General features: G+C 59.8%; 20 protein-coding genes and 4 pseudogenes. 7 read left to right on the plus strand and 17 right to left on the minus strand.

Going from position 1 to position 23,112, the window contains the following annotated elements; translation table 11 throughout:
* Positions 1–30 precede the first annotated feature (30 nt).
* On the minus strand, positions 31–1,134 hold the full coding sequence (locus AGR1_RS28875; protein WP_149149159.1) for an alkene reductase: 1,104 nt from the start codon (positions 1,132–1,134) through the stop codon (positions 31–33).
* 104 nt (positions 1,135–1,238) lie between these two features.
* Between AGR1_RS28875 and AGR1_RS28880 the strand changes: the two genes are divergently transcribed.
* The 3 genes from AGR1_RS28880 to AGR1_RS28890 all read left to right on the plus strand — a co-directional run bounded on the left by AGR1_RS28880 (position 1,239) and on the right by AGR1_RS28890 (position 5,256).
* The gene (locus AGR1_RS28880; protein WP_149149160.1) at positions 1,239–2,111 is read left to right on the plus strand and encodes a LysR family transcriptional regulator; all 873 of its coding nucleotides are present in this window, start codon (positions 1,239–1,241) and stop codon (positions 2,109–2,111) included.
* A 973-nt stretch (positions 2,112–3,084) separates the two neighbouring features.
* Entirely contained in the window at positions 3,085–3,738 is a 654-nt protein-coding gene (locus tag AGR1_RS28885) for an OsmC family protein (RefSeq protein WP_149149161.1), read from the plus strand.
* A gap of 483 nt (positions 3,739–4,221) precedes the next feature.
* The gene (locus tag AGR1_RS28890; protein ID WP_149149162.1) at positions 4,222–5,256 is read left to right on the plus strand and encodes a 2-dehydropantoate 2-reductase; all 1,035 of its coding nucleotides are present in this window, start codon (positions 4,222–4,224) and stop codon (positions 5,254–5,256) included.
* A gap of 202 nt (positions 5,257–5,458) precedes the next feature.
* On the opposite strand, the pseudogene AGR1_RS28895 reads toward AGR1_RS28890, so the two are convergent.
* From AGR1_RS28895 to AGR1_RS28920, 6 genes and pseudogenes are all read right to left on the minus strand, one after another.
* Positions 5,459–5,620: pseudogene (locus AGR1_RS28895) on the minus strand (alpha/beta hydrolase); the annotation flags it as partial.
* 112 nt (positions 5,621–5,732) lie between these two features.
* The gene (locus tag AGR1_RS28900; RefSeq protein WP_149149231.1) at positions 5,733–6,473 is read right to left on the minus strand and encodes an alpha/beta hydrolase; all 741 of its coding nucleotides are present in this window, start codon (positions 6,471–6,473) and stop codon (positions 5,733–5,735) included.
* 57 nt (positions 6,474–6,530) lie between these two features.
* Entirely contained in the window at positions 6,531–7,781 is a 1,251-nt protein-coding gene (locus AGR1_RS28905) for an amino acid ABC transporter substrate-binding protein (RefSeq protein ID WP_149149163.1), read from the minus strand.
* 10 nt (positions 7,782–7,791) lie between these two features.
* Positions 7,792–8,439 carry a hydrolase gene (locus tag AGR1_RS28910; protein ID WP_149149164.1) on the minus strand — a complete coding sequence of 216 codons (648 nt, stop codon included), beginning with the start codon at positions 8,437–8,439 and terminating at the stop codon, positions 7,792–7,794.
* A gap of 32 nt (positions 8,440–8,471) precedes the next feature.
* Positions 8,472–8,849, minus strand: a complete 378-nt coding sequence (locus AGR1_RS28915) for a nuclear transport factor 2 family protein (RefSeq protein ID WP_149149165.1) — start codon at positions 8,847–8,849, stop codon at positions 8,472–8,474.
* Between the two features lie 157 nt (positions 8,850–9,006).
* Positions 9,007–9,891: an AraC family transcriptional regulator gene (locus tag AGR1_RS28920; protein ID WP_149149166.1), complete on the minus strand. Its 885-nt coding sequence runs from the start codon at positions 9,889–9,891 to the stop codon at positions 9,007–9,009.
* Positions 9,892–10,178: 287 nt separating this feature from the next.
* Between AGR1_RS28920 and dnaE2 the strand changes: the two are divergent.
* A pseudogene (gene dnaE2 / locus AGR1_RS28925) lies at positions 10,179–11,106 on the plus strand (error-prone DNA polymerase); the annotation flags it as partial.
* 13 nt (positions 11,107–11,119) lie between these two features.
* Here the strand turns inward: dnaE2 and AGR1_RS28930 are convergent.
* The 4 genes and pseudogenes from AGR1_RS28930 to AGR1_RS28940 form a co-directional block, all read right to left on the minus strand.
* Positions 11,120–11,618, minus strand: a pseudogene (locus AGR1_RS28930) (DDE-type integrase/transposase/recombinase); the annotation flags it as partial.
* Positions 11,619–11,683: 65 nt separating this feature from the next.
* Complete coding sequence (locus AGR1_RS30060) at positions 11,684–12,046, minus strand: group II intron maturase-specific domain-containing protein (RefSeq protein ID WP_246669782.1); 363 nt, start codon at positions 12,044–12,046, stop codon at positions 11,684–11,686.
* Positions 12,047–12,205: 159 nt separating this feature from the next.
* Positions 12,206–12,790: a reverse transcriptase domain-containing protein gene (locus AGR1_RS30065; protein ID WP_246669783.1), complete on the minus strand. Its 585-nt coding sequence runs from the start codon at positions 12,788–12,790 to the stop codon at positions 12,206–12,208.
* A gap of 176 nt (positions 12,791–12,966) precedes the next feature.
* A pseudogene (locus tag AGR1_RS28940) lies at positions 12,967–13,107 on the minus strand (IS6 family transposase); the annotation flags it as partial.
* 44 nt (positions 13,108–13,151) lie between these two features.
* Between AGR1_RS28940 and AGR1_RS28945 the strand changes: the two are divergent.
* Positions 13,152–13,550: a M20/M25/M40 family metallo-hydrolase gene (locus AGR1_RS28945; protein ID WP_149149167.1), complete on the plus strand. Its 399-nt coding sequence runs from the start codon at positions 13,152–13,154 to the stop codon at positions 13,548–13,550.
* Between the two features lie 353 nt (positions 13,551–13,903).
* Here AGR1_RS28945 and AGR1_RS28950 read toward each other — a convergent pair whose 3' ends face one another.
* Positions 13,904–14,683, minus strand: coding sequence for an alpha/beta hydrolase (locus tag AGR1_RS28950; RefSeq protein WP_149149168.1), 780 nt, complete (start codon positions 14,681–14,683; stop codon positions 13,904–13,906).
* 146 nt (positions 14,684–14,829) lie between these two features.
* Between AGR1_RS28950 and AGR1_RS28955 the strand changes: the two genes are divergently transcribed.
* Complete coding sequence (locus AGR1_RS28955; RefSeq protein WP_149149169.1) at positions 14,830–15,300, plus strand: MarR family transcriptional regulator; 471 nt, start codon at positions 14,830–14,832, stop codon at positions 15,298–15,300.
* A gap of 41 nt (positions 15,301–15,341) precedes the next feature.
* Here the strand turns inward: AGR1_RS28955 and AGR1_RS28960 are convergent, their stop codons facing one another.
* Together AGR1_RS28960 and AGR1_RS28965 are read right to left on the minus strand one after the other, a co-directional pair.
* Positions 15,342–17,726, minus strand: coding sequence for a 1-deoxy-D-xylulose-5-phosphate synthase N-terminal domain-containing protein (locus AGR1_RS28960; protein ID WP_149149170.1), 2,385 nt, complete (start codon positions 17,724–17,726; stop codon positions 15,342–15,344).
* Positions 17,727–17,780: 54 nt separating this feature from the next.
* Positions 17,781–18,800 (minus strand): 1-aminocyclopropane-1-carboxylate deaminase, encoded by a 1,020-nt coding sequence (locus AGR1_RS28965; RefSeq protein ID WP_149149171.1) that lies wholly within the window; start codon positions 18,798–18,800, stop codon positions 17,781–17,783.
* Positions 18,801–18,943: 143 nt separating this feature from the next.
* Between AGR1_RS28965 and AGR1_RS28970 the strand changes: the two genes are divergently transcribed.
* A complete protein-coding gene (locus AGR1_RS28970; RefSeq protein ID WP_149149172.1) occupies positions 18,944–19,420 on the plus strand; it encodes an Lrp/AsnC ligand binding domain-containing protein in 477 nt (158 codons plus the stop codon).
* Positions 19,421–19,450: 30 nt separating this feature from the next.
* Here the strand turns inward: AGR1_RS28970 and AGR1_RS28975 are convergent, their stop codons facing one another.
* The 3 genes from AGR1_RS28975 to AGR1_RS28985 form a co-directional block, all read right to left on the minus strand.
* On the minus strand, positions 19,451–20,644 hold the full coding sequence (locus AGR1_RS28975) for a helix-turn-helix domain-containing protein (protein WP_149149173.1): 1,194 nt from the start codon (positions 20,642–20,644) through the stop codon (positions 19,451–19,453).
* Positions 20,641–21,750, minus strand: coding sequence for an FAD-dependent oxidoreductase (locus tag AGR1_RS28980; protein ID WP_187772324.1), 1,110 nt, complete (start codon positions 21,748–21,750; stop codon positions 20,641–20,643). Before AGR1_RS28980 ends, AGR1_RS28975 begins: the two co-directional genes overlap by 4 nt.
* 113 nt (positions 21,751–21,863) lie before the next feature.
* Positions 21,864–23,063, minus strand: a complete 1,200-nt coding sequence (locus AGR1_RS28985; RefSeq protein ID WP_187772325.1) for a cytochrome P450 — start codon at positions 23,061–23,063, stop codon at positions 21,864–21,866.
* Positions 23,064–23,112 lie beyond the last annotated feature (49 nt).

Here is a 23,112-nt window from a genome sequence, read left to right on the forward strand (position 1 = left end):
GCCACACTCGGTTGGTTCAGTAATTGTCAGTCAGAGGAAGGGATAGTCGGTGTAACCCTCGGCACCGCCGCCATAGAATGTGGCGCGGTTGTGCTTGTTCAACGGCGCGCCGAGGCGAATGCGCTGGGGCAGGTCAGGATTGGCGATGAACGGGCGGCCGAAGGCAATGGCATCGGATTTACCCGAAGCAACTGTCGCTGCCGCGGTATCGGGAACGAAGCCGCCGGCGGAGATAATCGGACCGCCAAATGCCTTCTTGAACAGAGCCGCGACGTCGGGCGCGTCCATGTCGAGTGGCTTTTCATCGTTGGTGAAGTCGGCGCGCGGCTCGATCAAATGCAGGTAGGCGATCTTGCGCTTGCCCAGTTCAGTGATCACGTACTCCCACACGGCCACGCCGGTAGAGTCCTGCACATCCAACTTGCCGCTCCAGGGCGAAAGACGGACGCCGACGCGGTCCGCGCCGATTGCAGCTACGACTGCATCAACAACTTCGAGAGCGAAGCGCGCGCGATTTTCGATCGAGCCGCCGTACTGGTCGGTGCGGTGATTGCTGCCGTCATTGAGGAACTGGTCCAAAAGATAGCCGTTGGCACCATGAATCTCGACGCCGTCAAAGCCAGCCTTGCGGGAATTGCGTGCGGCCTGGACAAAATCGCCGACGATGCCGGCAATTTCATCGATCTCCAGAGGACGGGGCGTTTCGAACGGTACCGCGTTCGCCTGAGCATCCATGTGACTGCCAGTGACGGCGATTGCAGACGGTGCGACGGGGAGCGCACCGCCCGGCTGCATTGAGCTATGCGAGACGCGGCCGACGTGCCAGATTTGATTGAAGATGTATCCGCCTTTGGCGTGGACTGCATCCGTCGTCAGGCGCCATCCTGCGATCTGCTCGTCCGAGTAGACACCCGGAACCCAGGGGTAACCGTGCGCCTGTGGCGTAATGTCGGTCGCCTCGGAGATCTGGAGCCCACCTTCGCTTGCGCGCTGGCCATAATACTTGGCGTTCAGGGCATGCGGAACGTCGCCCGGCTGGGCGGCGCGCATGCGGGTTAGGGGGGCCATCACCACACGGTGCTTGAGTGTAACCGCGCCGATCTGGAGCGGCGTGAAAAGAGTATCTTGTGCCATTTGAACCTCTACTGGTTGAAAGTGCACAAGATGTAATTCGGTTTAGTTTGTGTTACTATCCGCGCAATATGTGAAGCTATGTAACGATATTCGATAGGGTAGTCATGGATACACAAGCGCTCGACGTCTTCCTAAATGCGGCCCGTACCGGCAGTCTTTCAGGGGCTGCGCGCCATCTGAAGCTCACGCCAATGGCGGCGACACGCCGGTTGGCTTCGCTCGAAAGTGAGCTGGGAGTGCGCCTGTTCAATCGCACTTCAAGATCGCTCTCGCTTACGCCTGAAGGGGAGGCCTTCCAGCCTTTCGCAGCTGAGATGATGGATGCGCATGAAGTCGCGCGAGCCACGCTGTCGCCGAAAGCCGGCGGTGCGACGGGGCTACTGCGCTTGACAGCACCAATCACCTTAGGCCGAAAGCGGATCATGCCAATAGTTCACGAGCTGCTCGACGAGAATCCCGACTTACGGATCGACCTTGACCTGAGCGATGCAATGGTCGACATCGTTGCTGCTGGCATTGACCTTGCGATCCGAATTGCACCGATGAAAGATTCCGGCTTGATCGCCCGGAAACTGGCGGACAACCCGAAGCACATCTATGCCGCCCCACCCTATCTTGAAGCGCGTGGAGTGCCACAGACTGTTGAGGATCTGGCTCAGCACGAATGCCTTACGTTTTCGAACTTCACGCACTGGCAGTTCATAGTAGCCGGCAAGGAACGGTCGGTACGTGTGAGCAGCCGATTTTCGTCAAGCGGGGTCGATGGCTTCTTGGCCGCCTGCGTTTCAGGTCTTGGGCTGGCCCAACTGTCCTCCTGGGAAGTGAAAGACGAACTGCAAAGCGGAGCTCTCGTACCCGTACCGATCGCAGGGGTCTTGCCCCGGGATCTGGCGGTTTGGGGCGTCTATCCGTCCAGGCGACAAGTGTTACCCAAGATCAGGGTCTTTCTCGACAAGCTGCAAAGAAGCCTGGTCTGACCGTCAGGCTATTGCTCGGCACGCTCACGGCTGTATTGCTCCAGGCTGGCGGATGACTGGGGTGGGTTCGAAGACCTACTTCAGCACTAAGTCTCACCCCGATATTCCAGGGAACTGACTGCCTACGTCTGCCCCAATCTTCGGTCGGTCACAATCCGTGAATTCTGTCCCCGTGAGTACGAGAAGGGCGGGTGGAAACAAAGTCTTCGGGTGGACGGGCAGCTGGCATTCAGTATCAGCATGCAGGTTCTGGTGCCGCTCCGGGTAGGCCCGGTCTGGGGCATGTTCCCGAGGACACGCTAACGGAGCATGTCGGAGAGGGAGAGTTAGTCCGCGTTCTTGGAGGTCTGAATGCCACACTCTCTCGGCTAACATCTCTACTATTCAAGCGGGCACTACTCGACCGTGTTGAGTTGTTCGTTGACGCGGCACGTTACCAACAGCGATAGCGGGTAGGGCGGCATGGCTGATCGGCCTCCCCACCTAATGTAACCATCGCGCCACCGCCGGTCACCCCAAACTCTGCAAGCTGAAAGATCACAGCCATCGCGCCGTCAGACTGGCAACTCTCCGGCGGTGTTTGGCAGTGCGAAGGTAGACATGAATTGCTTGGTTACAACGGAGAGACTGCCCTTCCGCACCGCCGTCAGGAAAAGACTTCCGAAGCACATTGCCACGCCCACGAAACGCGTTATCCAGTGCACATTCCCCGAAAGTGCAGGACCAAGAACAATCGGAGCAATGAAACCGACGCGCGTGCCGGCCACGAGGAACCCCCGCACGTGAGGTTGCGGCGCTGCACTCGCAAATGCCGCCGGTGCGTTTCGCTGCTGTTAAATGGTGCCCCGGCATTCCAAACCAATGCGTTCCAGCAGCATAACGAAAAGCGTTATATTCCATATCAGGTTGGTGTCATGGAAATCAGGATCGTTATTGGGTAGGTTTTTGCTAAGGCAAACCAGAAGAGGCAACTATGGAAAATTCCTCCCTGTTAGAATCTGAGTCATTCGAGTTCAGAACCAAATCCCATGGTCCTGGAACTGCGAATGCGAACGAGTCCCAATCCGGCGAGACCGGTGCACTCTCCGGGTACAACGGTCTCGACATCCCGGCGCTTCGCGACACAGCGGCGGCCATTGAGGCCGATCCCGCAAAAGGGGCCGCAAGGTTCCATGTACGTACCCGGTGGCAGGGCGGAACCCGCAGCCGGTCCACCGTGGATGAATACCAGTTGGGCGACCAGGTCATCGAGCGCCGCTTTGTGGTGGACTCCGACGAGCCGCTGGAGCTTCTCGGCGGGAATTCTGCACCCAACCCACAGGAACTGCTCATGGCGGCCGTCAACGCCTGCATGACCGTTGGTTACGTCGCGAGCGCAGCGATGATGGGTGTCAGCTTGTCGACACTTGAGATCGACATACACGGCACCCTCGATCTGCGCGGCTTCCTGGGCCTCTCGGACGACATTCCAGCGGGCTACCAGAGCCTCGATTACACAGTCCGCATAGCGGGCGACGGCACGCCCGAGCAATTCGTCGCCATTCACGAGGCGGTCATGCGGACGTCGCCCAACTATTCCAACATGACCCGCCAGATTTCGATGAATGGACGCCTATCCATTCTGTAGCCGGTAACCTGAGCGGGTCCTGCTGTAGGAATTGGTCAAAATGGGCGGGCCAATCCACAATGGGCTGCCCGAAATACCCTCAACACGACGATGGTCAGGCAGGACGCCGGTCCGACGGACCGATTCGTGGAGCATGTAGACGGTGACGCTTTCTCTGAACGGAACAGAGCGAACATTCAACGGAGCTGCCCAGCACTAGGCAACATGGGCATGAGCCCCAAACCGTCCTGCGCGCCGGGGAGGGCTCATGCCCTCACCGGGGGTCCACCCAGCCCACGATCTAAGCCTGCGCCATCTGCTCGACAAGTTCGTCCATCTGGGCCTGGCTCGAATCCGGGGTGATGTGTCGTCGATCTGAGGTGATCGCAATGCCTCGACACGACTGCAACCGTCCCGAGACAATCATATGTTTGTTCGCTCCGCGCTGACGGGCGGGCCCTTACTGGGTCCGGCGTCCCCATCCGAAGACAAAAGACTGCAGAAATGATGATCCAGAACACGAAGAGTGAACCGCGCATCTGCGTTGCAGGAGCGGGAGCCGTCGGGTTGACCCTCGCGGCCCGTCTGATGGTCGGGGGAAACAGGGTCGGGCTGATCGCAAGGGAAGAGAGCGTCCGCTTCATCCGACAGAACGGGCTTAAGCTCCTCGACCTCGATGGGCTCCATCACCTCCGCCCGGAGGTGGATCTGGCCTCAGAATTCTCTGCTGCAGACATCCTTTTCCTCTGTCCGAAATCACAGGACCTACCGCAGCTGTCGCTGTCGATCCGGCACCTGATCACGCCGGACACGCTTGTTGTTCCCGTAATCAATGGATTGCCATGGTGGTATTTTGACGGCGAGAACGGTGTGTGGATGGGTGATAGCGTACGCGCTGTCGATCCCGACAGCATCCTGAAGACGACGATCCCGTCGCGACAGGTCATCGGAACAACGACTGTAATGACGGTCGAGCGGGTCAATCGCGGCACCGCGCGGACCTTCAATCGTCTTCAGATGACGCTGGGCGAGCTTGACGACCAGCCTTCAGCCAGACTCGCGGCGCTCGCTGGCCTTCTCGAGAAGGCCGGATTTACGGTGCATGTGGCTTCTCGCATCCGGGATGCCGTCTGGACAAAGATCGTCAGGAACCTGATCTCGAACCCCCTGACGGCCATTACCGGGGCGACACTGCGCGAAAATTTTGGCGACCCGTTCCTTGCCGATGTGAGCAGCCGCATGTTGGAGGAGATTCTGCCCCTAATCGCGGCTTACGGCGCAAAGCTCGATGCGAGCCCGGTGTCCATTCTGGAACTGGGTAAGTCAATGGGCGACGTGAAGACTTCCATGCTGCAGGACCTTGAGCGGGGACGCGAGCTGGAGCTTGCTGCCGTGTGCGATGCCGTGGTCGAACTGGCGCGCGCGCGCAACATCGCCATGCCGGTTACCGAGGCAATCGGAAAGATCGCACACTTCAGAAGCAGTCGGCAGCAGGCGCCGGTCGCTGAGGTCTCCACATTTGGCGGATCCGGAGTCTGACAGCTGGTTGACTTGGAAGAGCACAGAAATTCCGCCCTGACGGAGGGATCGGACTGAGAGGGCCGCGACTGCTGACGACTCGGCGGTGCCGCCATTGCTCGAAGGCGCATGGGACACTTTACGTTTAGTGCGACGCCATTGGCCTCAAGAGGTGGCCGGCTGACTTTGAAATACGCCAGATGTCCGGCATCGCGTCTGGCCGTGCCACGACGCGATAGCCGTTCTGGAGGAAGAACAGCATTTGGTTGTCCCAGTCGTCCGATGACAACGGCCAGCCGTGGTGGAACATGATCGGCTGGGCGTCCTTCGGGCCCCAGTCCTTGTAGAAGATGTCGACGCCGTCGCTCGTGGTCACGTAAGGCATGATGTTCTGTCCTTCTGAGCTTGTGGAGGATGCGGTGTAATGCTGTTCTTGGGAGAGTGCCCGCCCCGTGCAGGATCGTGACTGACAATACCGCTAGCTATCCATCCTCTACCTATTCGGGATTTCGGGCAGCTTCATCGATCACATCGGCGATGGCCTTGGGCTGCGTCATGAACAGCGCATGGCTCGCTTTCACTTCCGTGATCTTGGCGCCGATCCGATTGGCCATGCTATGCAGCATCCCTTCGCCGAAAGCGTTGTCCTCGGTGGCGATCACCGCCCAACTGGGCTTGGTGCGCCAAGCCGCGTTTTCCAGCTTGGTGGCGAATACTGACATGTTGATCGGAACCTGAGAGTCCCGCAGGAAGGCGGCATCCTCGTCGCCGGTATCGGCGGCGAAGGCGGTCTTGAAATGTTCGAGGTCAATGAAGCCGAAGCCATCGGCCTGAACATCAAGCACGAACTTGGATGCAGCAGGGAAGCCATCGTACTGCTGCGCTGTCGTCTCGCCAGCATCGGGGATGAGCGCGGAGACGTAGACCAGGCTCGCTACCTTGGGATGGACGCCAGCCTCCGTGATGACGGTTCCGCCCCACGAATGGCCGACCAGGACAGCCATGCCGTCCTGCCGGTCCAGAACGCGTCGGGTTGCGGCGACATCGTCGGCGAGTGAGGTCAGGGGGTTCTGCACGATCGTTACACGATAGCCGCGGCTCGTCAGCTCATTATAGACGCCGCGCCAACCCGAACCATCGGCGAAGGCACCGTGAACGAGCACGACATTTTTCACGGCATTGCTGTCCGATTTTCGCGCTCCGGACTGTGCATACGCGGCACCAACAAGGCTTGCCATGGCAAGCGTAGTCGCGGCGGCGGAAATGAGGCTTGGCTCGAACATTGGAATTTCCTCTCAGTTGGGTTTTGACGAGGCCGGAATCTCATTGAATGGCAGCAACGCCGGGGAACCCGGATCGGCATGGCGCGCGTCCTCAAACGGATATATCAATTGACCTGATGCCAGCCGGCTCGGCGAGACGACCACCTGCCTTGATCCATCCCTCAACTGGTTGATGTCATTGCCAGCGATGCCGCGAAACTGAACTTGCAGAACACGCGGCCGTGCCCATTCGCCGTTCTTGCCGAATCTCAGATCACCCATGACAGTGTGGAAGGTCGCCTCGCTCGCGAAGGTCGACAGTAGGGTGTCGTCAAGGGCATCGGTTTCCTCGATCGCTTGGCCCACAACCTGCATCTGGGCATAGGCGAGCGGGGCCACGTAGTGCCCGAGTGGATCCACCCCCATAGTGGCTGCCTTCATCTGGTAGGCGTTCATCAACTTACTTATGCCGGGAAACATCATGCTGGGGACCGGCGCCCAGTAGGCGTAGTTGACGAAACCGTTTAGTTGAGAACCAAGCGTGATCCTGACGGATGAACTTTGCGGGCCAATCATTGTGCCGCCCACCATTTTGGGTTTGAACCGATGTCCGTTGATCGCCCGCACCAATCCGACGGTGTCCGCAGGATAGGAAGAAAGGAACAGAAGCTCGCAATTGTTTTCGGCCGCAGCATCGATGATCGGCATGAAAGTCTCCGTGGCCATCGGGTAGGTGGCCTCGTGAACTATATTAAATCCGTATTTCTCCGCGTTTGCCTTGGCGCCATGGATGGCGCTTCTTGAGAACTCCGCATCGGCATACACAAGTGCTATGCGCCGCGAGGTCGGCGCGTGCGCGGCTGCGAGTTCGAAAAAACCCTCGGTGAGCGCTGCATTTGCGTCCGGTCCCGTCGGTATCATTGCGAAGTAGTTTGGATAGCCGAACGCCTCATTCACGCGGAGGCCCATGAGACCCACGAAGAAGCGCTCCCGATGAATGATCACGGGCATTGCCGCCATCAGGATCTTGGTGCCATACCCACCGATGACGAGATCGACCTGGTCTTCGTCCATTAGCCGTTTGTAGATGCCGTCAACCGTCGCCGTATCGGAATAATCGTCATAGCAGACGAATTCCACGAGGCGGCCGAGTAGGCCGCCGCGATTGTTGACGTCTTCCCGCCAGATCTCATGGGCGAGCCGGGCGCACCTGCTGTTTTCGGCGAGCGGACCCGTCAGCGACAAGCAATAGCCAATACGAAGAGGCATCGACGCTGCGGACATGTTGAGGGCCTCAGATGCCTGTGCCGGGGCGCCCGGCGAGAAGCTGCAGTTCCCAGGCGAAGGCGACACCGGAGCCGCCAGTATGTGGGAGGACCTCTTTGCCAAGCGATTGCGCGGATTCTTCACGCGCCCAGTCGCGCTGCCATTCGCTCACTACCGCAAGCCAGGTGATCGGCGTTACGCCGGCCTGCACCATGCGGAGCACGGCCATTTCGTGCGCTTCGAGGCTGACGCCCCCCGATGCGTCGGTCACGCCATAGACGTCCCAGCCTTCGCCCGCCGCCTGGATGGCGGGCATTGCGAGGCATATCTCGGTCCACAGCCCTGCAAGTATGAGCTGCTTGCGCCCGGACTCCTTGACCGGGTCGACCACCTTCTGGTCTTCCCAGGTATTTATGTAGGTACGATCGATCGGCTTCTGATCCGGGAAGACGTCCTGAAGTGGCTTGAGAAGCTTGCCGCCGCGATCCTCCAGGACCGTGGTAAGGACGGTCGGGACGTTGAAGACCTTGGCTGCCTTGGCCAGACCGACAACGTTGTTGATGATCATCGTCGGCTCGTGGCTGTGCAGGTTGGCGAACTGAAACGGCTGATGATCAATCAGCACCACGATGCTGTTTTCGGGACGAAGTAGGGCGTTGAGACCGTTCTTGGGCATGACATTTCCTTCGGTTGGCGGTGGGTACTGGCTTAGGCGCCGGGCGGATCGAGAAAGACGTAGAGAGCTCGGATCAGGCCGTCCTCGATCCTGGCGACGTCGGTGCCGGTTGCGACCGCAGGGCCGAAAGGCGGACCGGACCGCCAGCGCAGTCGTGCAAGTCCGTGGTGGCCCACGGCCGGACCGAGGCTGGAGAACACGAAGTTGGGTGGAAGGCTCGACAGCAGCAATTCAACAGCGTCGTTGATGGCGGGATGCCCTGTTGCTGAGGCCTCCGGTTCGTAGAGCACTGCGTCGTCCGCATAGAGATCCGTTAAGGCGATCATCCGGCGTGCAGCGTCGCGTTCACCAAATATGCGGGCGAGGTTCGCCTGCATCAATTCGTCATAGTCGATGGATTGCGTGCGCATGCTTGCCCTCCAGAACCGGTGATCCGGCGGCGGGCGCTGTCGAATGGAGCGGGTCGTTTAGCGCGCCTGCCGGAATGCGAAAACAATACGTCTTCGCCCCAGCAAGGGCACTGCACGATCATGCTGTCGGCGGTCCGATTCTGCTACAAACTCAGAGCTATCCCTTTCGGTCGCGACGCCATGCAGCCGGTGTTGCGCCAGTGAGCCTCCTGAAAGTGCGTCCGAAATGAACCGCATCGGCAAAGCCGGTGATCTGGGCCACTTCCTCGAGCGTAGCATCAGTGTCAAGGAGAAGCGTTCGCGCGCGCCGGATGCGCGAATTGAGCTGCCAGCGGTAAGGTGGCGTGCCGGTCGAGGCCTTGAACGACCGACTGAAGTGCGACTGCGAGAGTCCGACCATCGCAGCCAGTTCCGCCAGTTCGACACGCTGGAAAAGGTGCGCTTCGAGGAAATCGGTCACACGCCGCAACTGCCATGGCGCTAGTCCGTTGCCATCGGCGATGGGTTCTCGCGGTTTGGCAAAAAGGCCTGCGGCAATCGCGGCGACCAACCCGTCTCCATAAAGCTGTACGGACGGATCCGTGTCACCGACTGCATCGGCGAGCAGTTTCATGAGGGGCCATATTCGCTGATCCGAAAAACGCAGGCGAGGAGCGGAGATCACATCGCGGTCGAGCCTTGTATCCAGTCGCTCTTCCAACGCTGCGAAATCTACAAGCAATGTGGCGTCCCTGACGAAGCGAACGTCCTGGCTGAAGCCCCACACCTCCATTCCCGCAGGTAGGAAATCCATATGCCGGGGGGTATAGCCGATGCGACAGGACTGGTTTGCGCGCAGCCGAGGCTCGCAGGGACTGCCAACCTCATCAAGCAGCGCAACGAGGCGGGTTTCGGAGTCGTAGGGAAAAGGATGGGCGACGGCCCCGGAACCACGCCATTCCGAGACCTCGACAGAAACCCCGTTCCATATATGCCGCGAGACCGACAGGCTCACGACATTCTCGGGCAGATCCGAGACCAGAGGATTCGCAGGAGCAGACATCTCCCACCTCCCATATATTCACGAAGGACCCGCCGCCGCATCGTTCGCTCGGGCAAGCCGCCCGTGCCCCTGTTCCTGTCCTGAATGGCGTAGGCTTGGCCAGCCTGTTGAAATTTGAACCTTCTTTCGGTCTTGGCCAAAACGTATCACGGCTTTCTAAATTCGTCCAGACGGCCAGGCAGTTCCGCCCCGACGTTGTCAACGTTCAGAGTAGAACTCTTATTGAACAATCGCCCTTGACATGGATGTCATGAAAATTGAGCTAACCCAAGATCAGCTTCCCGACTGTCGGCTGCCGGCTCGATCTGCAGGACGGCATGTCGATCCTCGTTTATCCCACCGATCGCGCCGCCTATTCGCGGCTGACGCGGTTGATGACGTTGGGCAAGAGCCGCGGCGGGAAGGCGAATTGCATCCTGCATCTCGATGATGTCGCGCGCTATGCCGAAGGGCTGATTGGCATCCTGGTGCCGGATATGGGGGATGACACCTCTGCCGTGCATCTTCGGAAGATGGCGGAAGTCTTTAGCGATCGTGCCTATGTTTCCTTTGCCTGCGCCGGCGCCCCAACGATCAACTGCGGCTGCATGGCCTGTCGAACCTGGCGGTCAAGTATCGGGTGAAGACGGTCATCACCAATGACGTGCTGTTTCATGAGCCCGGCCGGCGCCAGCTTCAGGATGTCGTGACCTGCATCCGCACCGGCACCACCATCGACGATGTCGGCTTCGAGCGGGAGCGGCATGCCGACCGTTATCTCAAGCCGCCGGAGGAGATGGCGGGTTTGTTTCCGCGCTATCCGGAAGCGCTAGCGCGAACGACGGAGATTGTCGAGCGCTGCAGATTCTCGCTTGAGGAGCTGGTCTATTAGTATCCCGAAGAGGCGCTGATCCCGGGCATGACGGCGCAGCAGTCGTTGGAGCGCTACACCTGGGAGGCGTGAAGACCCGCTATTCCGAAGGTCTGCCGGCCCACGTCGAAAAAAGCATCCGTCACGAGCTCGCTCTCATCGAGACGATGAAATATGCCCCCTATTTTTTGACGGTGTACTCGATCGTCCGCTACGCCCGATCGCAAGGCATCCTTTGCCAGGGCCGCGGATCGGCTGCCAGTTCCGCCGTCTGTTGCGTGCTCGGCGTCACCTCGATCGATCCGGAAACCAATGATCTCCTGTTCGAACGCTTCGTCAGCCAGGAGCGCGACGAGCCGCCCGACAGGCATCGTAAACTTAACGGCAAACGGGGACAGACCATGACGCCGGCCGAGTTTGTCGGTCACGCTCGGGCGATTTTCGCCATAGTGTCATCGCCGCTGAACGCAATTCGCGATGATGGCCGGAGGAGATGTCGTGGCGGGGGATGTGGAACAGGTTGGCGATGGGATCGTGGCTGGAGACGAAATGCTGAAGATGTTGCCTCGACTTGAAGCGTTTCATAATCCGCTCTCGCCGCCGGATTGGCTGATGGGGATTCTCCGCCCGATTGTTCAAGCCCTTGTGTGAGCGATGCTCGACACCCGGCATGATCTCCCGCTTTGCGGCATCGTAGGAGCGAAGCTTGTCGGTGACCATCACCCGCAGCGCTCGTCCCTGGCCCTTCAACAGCTTGCGCATCAGGCGCTTGGCCGCCTTGGCATTGCGGCGGCTTTGCACCAGAACGTCCAGGACGAAGCCGTCCTGATCCACAGCGCGCCAGAGCCAGTGCTTCTTTGCCACGGATCGAAACAACGGGGCGAGTGGCGCGGGGGAATTTCACCCCCACGCTCTCTCAGAACCGGACGTGATACTCTCGCATCATCCGGCTCCCATTGTTCGACCGTATCCATGAAGCAGAGGCCAATGGGCGAACAACCGAGGTTGGCGCTGCGCGATGCGCAAGAGCCAATGCCGGGATCGCCGCTTGTGCCCACGCAGGGACTTGTACTTTCCCGAGCCCCATCGAGCGAGGTATCGTTCGATGCTCCAGAGCGTGGGTTGGAGAGCTGAAGGACAGAACCGACCATAGTAATTGATCCAGCCGCGGATGTACGAATTGAACATCCGTGCCAGATCATCGAGAGCCTTGTCATTGCGAAGGTGAAGGGACCAACTACGGATAGTGCCGCGGATCGCCTTGAGCGCCGTTGGACTGGCAGCGGGACTGAATGAGACACTCATGCCCCCCGGCCCACTTGCTCACCAGTCTCGGCCGGAAAGTGTAGCCGAGAAAGTCGAGCTTGTAGACCGGGTGAGTACCTCGCCGACCTTCATCCCTACAGTAGACGATTTTAGTCTTGTCAGGGTGAAGCATCAGCCCGCAGTCAGTAAAACGCGCGTCTAGATGAGAGCTTTCTGAAGCGCCATCGCCTGGTCCTCGGTCCGACAATGACAGATCGCGTCGTCAGCATAGCGTTCAAACGGAATGTCCGGGAAATTCCGACACATCCACATGTCAAACGCATAGTGAAGAAAGAGGTTTGCCAAGAGAGGGCTGATCACCCCGCCCTGTGGCGTTCCCCGTTCTCTGGCGACGAGACTTCCGTCCGGCATCTGCACTGGCGCTTCTAGCCATCGCTCAATGTAGAGAAGCGCCCCCGGGCAATCAGTGTGCTTGCGCACAGCCCGCATCAGCAGGTCCGGGCCGATGCTATCGAAGAAGGCCTCGATATCGAGATCAAGAACCCAATCGTACCGCCAGCATCGTCGCCGCGCCACGCCGATCGCATCGAGCGCCGACTTGCCGGGCCGATATCCATAGGAATCCGGATAGAATTTAGGCTTCACCGTCGGTTCCAGATGGCGTTTGACCACCATCTGCGCAATGCGATCGGCGACCGTAGGTATGCCCAGCGGGCGCGTCTTCCCATCGCTCTTGTGTATGTCGACCCGCCGCACCGGCGGCGGAAAGTAGCTGCCCGACACCAGCCGATTTCAGAGCTTGTACAGCCTGTTAAAGGGCATGATGCTCCCGGCGCCGCGATTCCGGTGGATAGCCCTTCGACAAACGTTTATCGTGGGTTTGCCGGGATAGGGGTGCTGGGAGCATGAAACGGCGGCAGGCCGACCTAACGATGAGCTGTGGGCTCGATTTGTTACTGCGAGACAACGACCCCACGGGCAGCCAGCAAGTCCTCGGCCATTCGCAGGCTGAGAGGGAAGCCGAAATAGAGCCACACGGCGTGGGCAATGATTTCAGCGGGAAAGCGATGGCGACGATATAGTGGATTAGGGTCTGTCATGGCCCGTCATCGCACATCGAGTTCCACATTCCATTAAGTTGACGATGCCAGCCGAAGTTACAGTCGATGTGCGGCATCCCAATGCCGCGCTGTCTCATGAGATGTTTGAAAGGACTGTAGCTGCCATCGCGGACTGCGCCCGGCTGGCAAATGTTCGGGCGGAGATCATCAAGCAATGGTCGTTCGGGGACATCACCTTCGACACCGGCCTGGTCAACCTCGTTCGAAGCGTCGCCGCTGACTTGAAGGTACCACACCGGCATCTCCTCAGTGCCGCCGGGCATGACGCTTATCACGTCTTCAAAATTGCGCCGACAGTGATGATGTTCACGCCCTGTCGCGATGGTATCAGCCACAACGAATCAGAGCATATCGAGATCGAATATACGCTTCCCGGTGTCAACGTAGTGCTGAACGCCGTGGTAAGAAAGGCGAACCAATAGAGTGTATCGAGACCGGCGCGGGGAATCCATCGTAGCGTTAACTAAACTCCTTCAGGGCTAGAAATCTTCAATAGCTTTTGAGCGGATTCGAACCGCCGACCTCGTAATTACACAAGTGGTGGATGATGGGAGACGGAACAGACGACCGACCTATTTGCCGGCCCCTCGCACTCGTGGCCCCGCGGTGGTACGATTGCTATGGTCTTGGACACCGAAGGAGCGCGCCCGCCAACTATGCTGACTGGTCCGACGGCGACCCTCGAGATGATGCGGGGGTATCGGATGCAGTTGCTATAAGGAGCCAGACGTTGGCAGGCGGCCTTTCGCCGCCTGTCGGGTGTTCGCACAAGGTATCACTGGGCGGCCTGCTTCGTGCTCTTAGCAGCTTGATCGATAACGTCCGCGATAACCGCCGGCTGCGTAAAGAGCAGCGCATGGCTTGCATCGACCTCGGTCACTTTGGCGCCGATGCGCTTTGCCATGTCCTGGAGCATCTTCTGGTCGAAGGCCTTGTCCTGACGAGCGATCACGGCCCAGCTGGGCTTGGTGTGCCATGCGGCATTCTTGATCTTGATGCCGAAGGACGACAGGTTGATCGGCACTTGCGAGTTTTCCAGAAAGGCAGCGTCTTCGTCAGTCGTATCGGCCGCGAAGCCCGCCTTGAACGTGCCAGTCTTCAGGATGCCGAAACCATCGGCTGTCGGTTCGATCACGAATTCCGAGGGCGTCGTATAGCCTTCATACTGCTGGGCGGTGGTCTCGCCGGCATCGGGCGACAGGGCCGAGACATAGACTAGGCCTGTAACCTTGGGGTCGATGCCCGCTTCAGTGATCATGACGCCACCCCAGGAATGGCCGACAAGAATGGTGGGACCGTCCTGGCGTTCGATCGCGCGCTTGGTGGCCGCAATGTCGTCGGCGAGCGAGGTCAGCGGGTTCTGCACGATGGTGACCTTGTAGCCACGCTGAGTGAGGTTGTCATAGACGCCGCGCCAGCCGGAACCGTCGGCAAAGGCACCGTGGACGAGGACGACGTTCTTGACGGCCTGATTGGCGGGGCTCTTCTCAGCGGCGTTGGCTGCGGTTGCGATGCCGATTGCTGCGGTGGCGGCGATGATGGTGCTGGTCTTCATTGTCTCTCTCCCTTTGTTGGCGCGAGAACTGTTATCGCGATAAGTGTGTACGTAGCGAGCGTTCCTGTCCCTGTCAATCATAATTGTTATCGCGATATATCTTTTCACGAAAACGTTAGCTATAGGTCGGACAGAAGGAGACCCTCATGGCTCGACAGAAATCAAATAACCCAGTGCCGCTCGACAATCAGGTCTGCTACGCCATCTATTCGGCGGGCATGGCGATCCAGCGCCTCTATAAGCCATGGCTCGACCAACTCGGCCTGACCTATCCGCAATACCTCGTTCTCAACGTGCTCTGGCAGGAAGACGAACAGACTGTCGGCCATATCGGCGATAAACTCGCCCTTGAATCGAGTACCTTGACGCCCTTGCTCAAACGCCTTGAAAGCGCCGGGCTCCTTCGGCGGACGCGCAATCCCGACAATGAGCGTCAGGTGATTGTGGGCCTGACCGAGCAGGGCCGCGCACTCCGGTCGCGGGCCGGCTGCCTGGCCGATGCGCTTCTGGACAGCTCCTGGCACACGCCAGATCAACTCGGTGCGCTCAATCATCAGGTCAGACAATTGCGCGATGACATCTACGCAAAGCTGGGCAGTTGGACCGCGCCTTCGTAAGACGCTAGACAAGGTGCGGCGTCGATCGTTGAGCGAATTGATCATGGGAACAGCAATGCCTCGTGCGACGGAGTGCGCTTTCCCGCCGTCAGGGCCATGACCGATGCTGCGATGGAGCGTCGGTCGATTCGGAAATGCCGGTAGAGGTCGCCGATTGTTCCCGTCTGGCCAAAGTGCTCGACGCCATGTGGGATCGTACGATGGCCCGCCACCGCGCCCATCCAGGACAGCGTCGCCGGATGACCGTCGATCACGGTGACGACGGCGCAATGGCCCGGCAGCGGGTCGAACAATCTCTCGACGTGACTTCGCGCTTTCGTGTTGCCTCGGGCCCGCTCCCGCTGTGCAGCCGTCCAGCCCGCATTGAGTCTGTCTGCCGAAGTCACTGCTAGCACGCCTATATCGCGGCGGTGTTCGCCCAGCACGCCGGCGGCGGCAATCGCTTCGTCGGCCACCGCGCCCTGATAGGCGATGACCACGGAGCAATTCGGCCCGGGCTTCCTGAGCCAGTAGGCACCGTCGATGGCACCTTGCCGGAAGTCGTCGTCGACACGTTTGAGGGGCTGCTCGAGCGGCTTTGTGGTCAGCCGGAGGTAGACGGAGCCACCGGTTTCGTCACGCAGCCATGTGCGTTCGTCCGGGTCACCCTCTCCGTTGCGCTGCATGTAGTCGAAGGCCCACTCCATGATGGCGGCGAGCTCGTCGGCGAAGGCGGGTTCGAAGGCCGCCAGCCCGTCTTGGCTCATCCCGATCAGCGGCGTGCCGATCGATTGATGCGCCCCGCCCTCGGGCGCCAGCGTGACACCCGATGGCGTGCCAACAATCATGAAGCGGGCGTCTTGATAGCAGGCATAGTTCAGGGCATCGAGGCCGCGGCAGACGAAGGGGTCATAGACCGTGCCGATGGGGATCAGGCGCTTGCCGAGCAGCGAATGGCTCAGCCCCGCGGCACCCAGCAGCAAGAACAGGTTCATCTCGGCAATGCCGAGTTCGACATGCTGCCCCTCCGGGGTGAATTCCCATTTCGCCGTCGAGGCGATGCGGTGCTCGACAAAGGCGTCGGCCATCGGCTTGCGGGCAAAGAGTTTTCGGCGGTTGACCCAGGCGCCGAGACTGGTGGTGCCGGTGACGTCGGGCGAGGTCGTCATGATGCGTTCGGCGAGAGCAGATTTGCCCTTGGCGAGGTCGTCGAGGATCTTGCCAAAGGCGAGCTGGGTGGAGATCTCCCTGTTGGCGTCGAACGCTATCGGCGGCACCTCGAGCCGGGTGTCGGAATAGCGGCGCGCGCCTTCGGCAAAGAATGGCGTCGAGGCGAGGAACGCCTTCAGCGCCGCCGGGTCGGCCACGCCGGCCAGCGGCTCCCATTCCTCGCCTGCCTTGACACCCATATGCGCCTGCCAATCGGCAAACTGCGTCGTGGTCATCAGACCGCCGTGATTGTCCTTGTGTCCGGCGATCGGCGTGCTCCAGCCCTTGATCGTATAGGCGAGAAAGCAGGTCGGCCGGTCATGGTCGGTCGCGGCGAAGACCTCCGCCATGGTTGCCACGCAATTGCCGCCGAGATTCTCCATCAGCGCCGCAAGCTCGGCATCGCTGCGTCGCTCGATCAGCGCCGAGACATCGCCCTGGTCGCCGAGATCGTCGAGCAGACGCCTGCGCCAGACAGCGCCGCCCATGAAGGTGAGCGCGGCATATTCCTGGTTGGAACATCGGTCGATCCAGTCCCGAAGCTTTGCCCCGCCCGGCTCGGCGAAGGCCGCGCGCTGCAACACGCCGTATTTGACCCGCACCACGTCCCAGCCAAAGGCCTCGAAGATCTTCTCGATCCGCTCGAACAACCCTTCGCGGACGATGCCGTCGAGCGACTGCCTGTTGTAATCGATGATCCACCAGCAGTTCCTGAGCTCGTTCTTCCAGCCCTCCTGCAGGGTCTCGTAGATATTTCCCTCGTCGAGTTCGGCGTCACCCGCCAGCGCGATCATGCGGCCGGTCCTGCCCTCGCCCCAGGCCTTGGCGCGGACGAAATCCTGCACGATCGAAGCCAGCGCCGTGATCGCCACGCCAAGGCCGACCGAGCCGGTGGAGAAATCGACGTCGTCGCTGTCCTTGGTACGGCTGGGATAGCTCTGCACGCCGCCAAAGCCGCGAAAATTCTCCATCTTCTCGCGACTGAGCCGCCCCATCAGATACTGGATCGCATGGAAGACCGGGCCGGCATGCGGCTTGACGGCAACGCGGTCCTCCGGCCTGAGCGCCGAGAAGTAAAGCGCCGTCATGATCGAAACCATCGAGGCGGAACTCGCCTGATGGCCGCCGGTCTTGATGCCATCGACCTTCGGCCTGATGTGGTTTGCGTGGTGGATCATCCAGTGGGAGAGCCACAGAAGGCGCTGTTCGATCGTCTTGAGATGCCGCGTGTCAGTCATTGTCATGTTCCGAAAGAGTGGGACAAGGGTTCACGTCGGTTCAGACTGCGCCGATCAGCCGTCCTTGTAATAGTAGCTGTAGCCGTTGAGCGCCGGCGCGCCGCCCAGATGGGCATAAAGGACGCGCGCGCCTTCCGGAAAGAAGCCCTTGCGGGCAAGGTCGATCATTCCCTGCATCGATTTTCCCTCATAGACGGGGTCGGTGATCATCGCCTCGGTGCGCGCTGCCAGCCGGATCGCCTCGTTGGTTTCCCCGGACGGCACGCCATAGGCGGGATAGGCATAGTCCGGGTTGATGACGATCTCGTCTTCGCGGATCTTCCGGCCGAGGCCGACGAGTTCCGACGTCGCATCGACAATGTTGCGCACCTGGTCGCGCGTCTGCTGGAGCGTGCCCGAGGCATCGATGCCGATGACCCGGTCAGCGCGATCCTGCGCGGCAAAGCCGACGATCATTCCGCCCTGTGTCGAGCCGGTGACGACGCAGACGATGATATAGTCGAAGGAGAAGCCGAGTTCCTTCTCCTGCGCCGCGACCTCTTCGGCAAAGCCGACATAGCCGAGCGCGCCATATTTGTGGACGGAGGCGCCGGCGGGAATCGGGTAGGGCTTGCCGCCGGCATCTTCAACCGACTTGATGGCGTCTTCCCAGCTCTTGCGGATGCCAATGTCGAAGCCGTCATCGACCAGCCGGCTGTCGGCGCCCATCAGCCGGGTCATCAGGATATTGCCGACGCGATCATAGACCGCATCATAATGCGGCACCCATTTTTCCTGGATGACGACACATTTCATGCCGATCTTGGCGGCAGTCGCGGCCACCATGCGCGTGTGGTTGGATTGAACACCGCCGATCGAAACCAGCGTGTCGGCTCCCGAGGCGATCGCGTCAGGCACGATATATTCGAGCTTCCTCAGCTTGTTGCCGCCCATGGCAAGGCCGGAATTGCAATCGTCGCGCTTGGCATAAATCTGGACCTTGCCGCCCAGGGCCTCCGTCAGTCGCGGCAGATGCTCGATCGGCGTCGGGCCGAAAGTGAGAGGATAGCGTTCGAACTTTTCAAGCAGTGACATCGATAAGGGCCTCCGTGCCGATTTTCGCGTTGAAGGCTAGCGGAAATCGTGTGAAAGGTGCTCTCTAAGCTTGTTGCTCGATTTTCGAAATCCGGATAGATTTCCAAAATTAGAAATCATTTCTTCAATCTATCGAGCTAAAAATGAAAGATTCTTCCAGTGAGGAATTCGACAGGATCGACCTGAAAATCCTGCGCGCCCTGCAATCCGAGGGACGGCTCAGCAATGCTGATCTCGCCGAGCGCGTGAATGTCAGCGCCGCGACCTGCCACAGGCGGACCCAGCGACTGTTCGAGGAGGGTTACATCACCGGCGTACGGGCCGAAGTGGCCCCATCGGCGGTCGGTCTCGGTGCCTTGGTCATGGTCGGCGTGGTCCTCGACCGCTCGACGCCCGAGAGCTTCGCCGCCTTCGAAGGCGCCGTCCTGGAGCTCAAAGAAGTGCTCGACTGCAACCTGGTCGCCGGCGACTTCGACTATCTCTTGAAGATCCGCGTCCGTGATATGGCCGACTTTAACAAGTTGCACGGCCAGAGTTTGATCGCCCTACCGGGCGTGCGCCAGACACGAACCTTCTTCGTTATGAAGGAGGTCAAGGAAAACGCGAAGTTGCCGTTCTGATATTCGGTAAGGCTTCGCCTCAGCGTGCTACTACACGTTACCTTGCAAATCTTGTAGTTCGTGCTCCAGCACCCGAGTGCGGATCATGTTTGATGCTGCGTCCGCGATCGTGGTCATCGCTTCGCGCTCAGGATCACTCAACGTTCTCGGCACCACATCGATAACGCATATGGAGCCGAGAATGAAGCCGAGCGGGTCACGAACCGGGGCGCCGGCGTAGAAGCGAAATCCGTAGGGTTCAGACAGCGTCGGGTTATCAACCAGGTTTTCACGCTTCGAGAGATCTTCGAGTATGGTGAACTCGTTGGCGATGAGTGTCTCGTTGCAGAATGCCCAATCCCGCGGCGTCGAGACGCCGTCAAAGCCCAAGCGGGATTTGAACCATTGCTCGGCTTCAGTGATCAGCGTGAACATTGCGATCGGCGCATTTGTCGCGTGGGCAGCGAGCCGAACGAGTCGATCGAAACCGAGCTCCGGCTCCGAGCCAACCAGAGCTGACCCTGTCACCGCCCTTAGCCGCGCATCTTCGTTCCACGGCGTGCGAAAAGCCGTGGGCTGTGTCGTACCACTCGCGTTTTCAAGGAGAAATTCAACAATCGCCGCAGCATTCGCCCGGACATCCGACTGCATCTTCGTCCGAACGCTGTTGGCGCCGAGCTTGACGGGTTCGGCTGCATTTCGCGGGGCCGAGTTGACTATAGTCGTCTTGCCAAATCGAGCGTCCTTTTCCAGCGAGGACAGCAGCTTCTTGCGGTCTTCCTGATCAGCGCTTTCGACGATGACGAGCATCGGCGGGATGGTCGCAAGCCAAGCCCGGATGGTTTCCATGTCTTCCGACACGTCCACCAGCAAACCCAATGCAGGTAGACCGGCCTGACGCCATTGATCCGCCCGACCTTCGCCGGCAAAGATTATAGCATGCGCCCGGACGATCGGCTCCTCGCGGATTGGATTCTCAATCAGGTCCAGCACCGCCTGGCGTGGAATCCGCCGATGTCCCCCGGGCGTTTTCCAGGAAGGCAATTGGCCGCTTTCGACCCATAGCTGCGCCGTTCGGGTTGACACCCCCAGCAGCTCAGCCGCCTTTGCCGTTGTCAGAACGTCTTTCACGTTGTCGTCCACTTCTGCAGACGATGATATAGTAAAAAATGCTAAATTTGCAAGAAACGGCAATTGTTTACTGGACTTGTCACACAAAGTTGTCCGTCCGGCAAAACGGATCATATCGGCTCCTTGAGCGGCCGGTAAGCGCGCTCGTAAAGTCGCTGCCCGGCAAAGCGCAAAAGTGCATTTCGCAACACGCGAGGAAGCCGTCGCATCTTGTCACGTGCAAAGCCCTGTCGATGAACCCACGCGATGCGTGGTTTGCGCAGTGCTTCATATCGCGCGAGCCCTGTCGGAATGCTGTCCGCTGTTGCTAGTTCGCGTGCAAGGACAATGGCATCCTCCAGTGCCATGCCTGCACCCTGGGCCATGCTTGGCGGCGAGGCATGAGCCGCGTCTCCGACAAGGACAACGCGGTCTCGATGTAAGGCGGTCATTTGCAAGCGGACCAACTCACTGAAATGCACGTTCGCGCTGGCAGCCAACTTCAGAGCGGGCACTAACGGACCGGCGATATCCTCAAAAAGTGGCTCGAGCGAAGTCATCGCCGAATAACACTCGACATTCATTTCGTCGACGGTCAGATCGGCATACACGTAAAGTTCGGACGGCGAGACAGGCTTGCCCAGCAAGCTCCGGTTGGCCGCCAGCATGACCGTCCAATCCTCGATCCCACAGGTGTTGGGCACCAGGAAGCGCCAACACACATTCCCAACGTAAACCGGCGGCGGAGTGTCTGGGAACGCGATGTCGCGAACCGACGAGCGGACACCGTCCGCGCCGATCACCAGATCGTATTCACCGACCCCGCCGTCATGGAAAAAGACCCGGCAGCGTTCGCGATCATTCCTGACATCCACCACCCGTCGATATTCGATGTCGTCAGGCCCCACAGCGAGCTTCAGCAAATCCCATAATGTGGACCGCTTCATTGATCGGCATGGTGCAACGTCGCCCCAGAAACCTTTCGTATCCACGACATTGAGCGGGCGCCCGTTTTCATCACAAAACCGTTGATGGGTGATCGGGTGTGAATGCTCCATCAAAGCGTCCAGCAGCCCGAGGTCTCCAAGGGCGCGCACAGCATTTCCCGGCAGAAACAGTCCCGCCCCGCCGACACCTGCAAAATTGCTGCGCTCGACAATGGTGGCACGGAGTCCCCGCTGTGACAGCGCGCGATGCATGGCAAGGCCGGCGATACCGGCGCCCACAATAAGTATTCGCATATCGGTCTTCACTTCTTGACTTGGTTGCCGCGTTCGATCGGATGAGCATCTGTGCGGCGATGCGCGCCGCCACTTGCGGTAAGCGGGCCCGCCACACCGATCGGCCTTCGGGTTCACCAGGTCACCCAGCATTCCGTGGTGCGGCGAACAAAGATATGCCCGAGAAATACCGGAGCGGTTTCCAGTGTCAGATTTGAAAGCCGCTCGGCGAGCACACTCAAACCCTCCTGGAGTTCAGCCCTCCCGAATGCTTCTGCGACGCATTTGTGCGCGCCGCCACCAAAGGCGAGATGCGACGGCGTGAGATCCGAGCGAAAGATGTCGAAGGTGTCAGGGTGATCAAACAGACGTTCGTCACGCAGGGCCGACATGGAGGACAGGATCACGAGTTGGCCGGCAGGCAGTGTCCACCCGTCGATGTCTATCTCCTCGGCGGACACTCGCACGACGCCTGCAATGCCCGGCTCGAAGCGTAGCGACTCCGAAACGGCGGCCGGCACCAAGGCCGGGTCGTCGCACACGGCCTCCCACTGGCTGCGATTGGTAAGGAGACTGGATGCCTGCGCCACCATGGCAGTCCGCACGGACTCGGTGCCGCCGATGATCATCTGAACGATCTGGATCACGACTTCCATGCCCGAAAGCTGCTGATCGGAATCGACGAGTGCAAGGTATTGCGACAGGAAGCCCTCAGCCTGGCTTGCCCATGTACGGGTCACAAGCGTTTCCAGATAGCCTTGGAGCCGTCTGGCTGCCACTTCGGCATCAGCCATCGCCGAGGGGGTGGCATATGGCCTGAAAAACTCGTTCATCGCATCGATGTCACGCATGAAGGCGGGAACCTCCCGGTCCGGAACGCCCAGCATCCCGGCAAGGGCCAGCACCGGCAGTTTGGCTGCATATCCATTGCTGAGTTCCAGCTTGCTATCCCGATAGCAGCCTTCGATCAGCGACTCGGCCGCCTGTCGAACGAAGGAGCGGAACTGGTCTATCGCATGGCCGGCGAGCGCCCTGGACATGGCGGAACGTCGATGCGCGTGAACATCACCGTTCGCCGTGAGCATCCCATGTTCGAAAATGTCGAAAAGCGCTCCGTGACTTACTCCTCCCTGTGCGGGAATTGCTATTTCCGTGGCGCGCAATCTCGGGTCTCGGGAGAGACGGCTGACATCGTCATGCCGCAGGACGACATAGCCACCCGTCTCGAGGGTCACGATCGGGTGGGAAGCACGATATCGCCTGAAGGCCTCATGCGCATCTTCCTCGATCTCGGCCGATGAGATCATCGGTACTGTGCGGGTCAACGTTTCCATGCTGACTTCCTTTCTGGTGTGGGACGCCGCAGGCATCGCCGCCCGATAC

Origin of the sequence: Agrobacterium sp. B1(2019) (genome assembly GCF_008274755.1) — a bacterium.
Lineage (GTDB): Bacteria > Pseudomonadota > Alphaproteobacteria > Rhizobiales > Rhizobiaceae > Agrobacterium > Agrobacterium salinitolerans.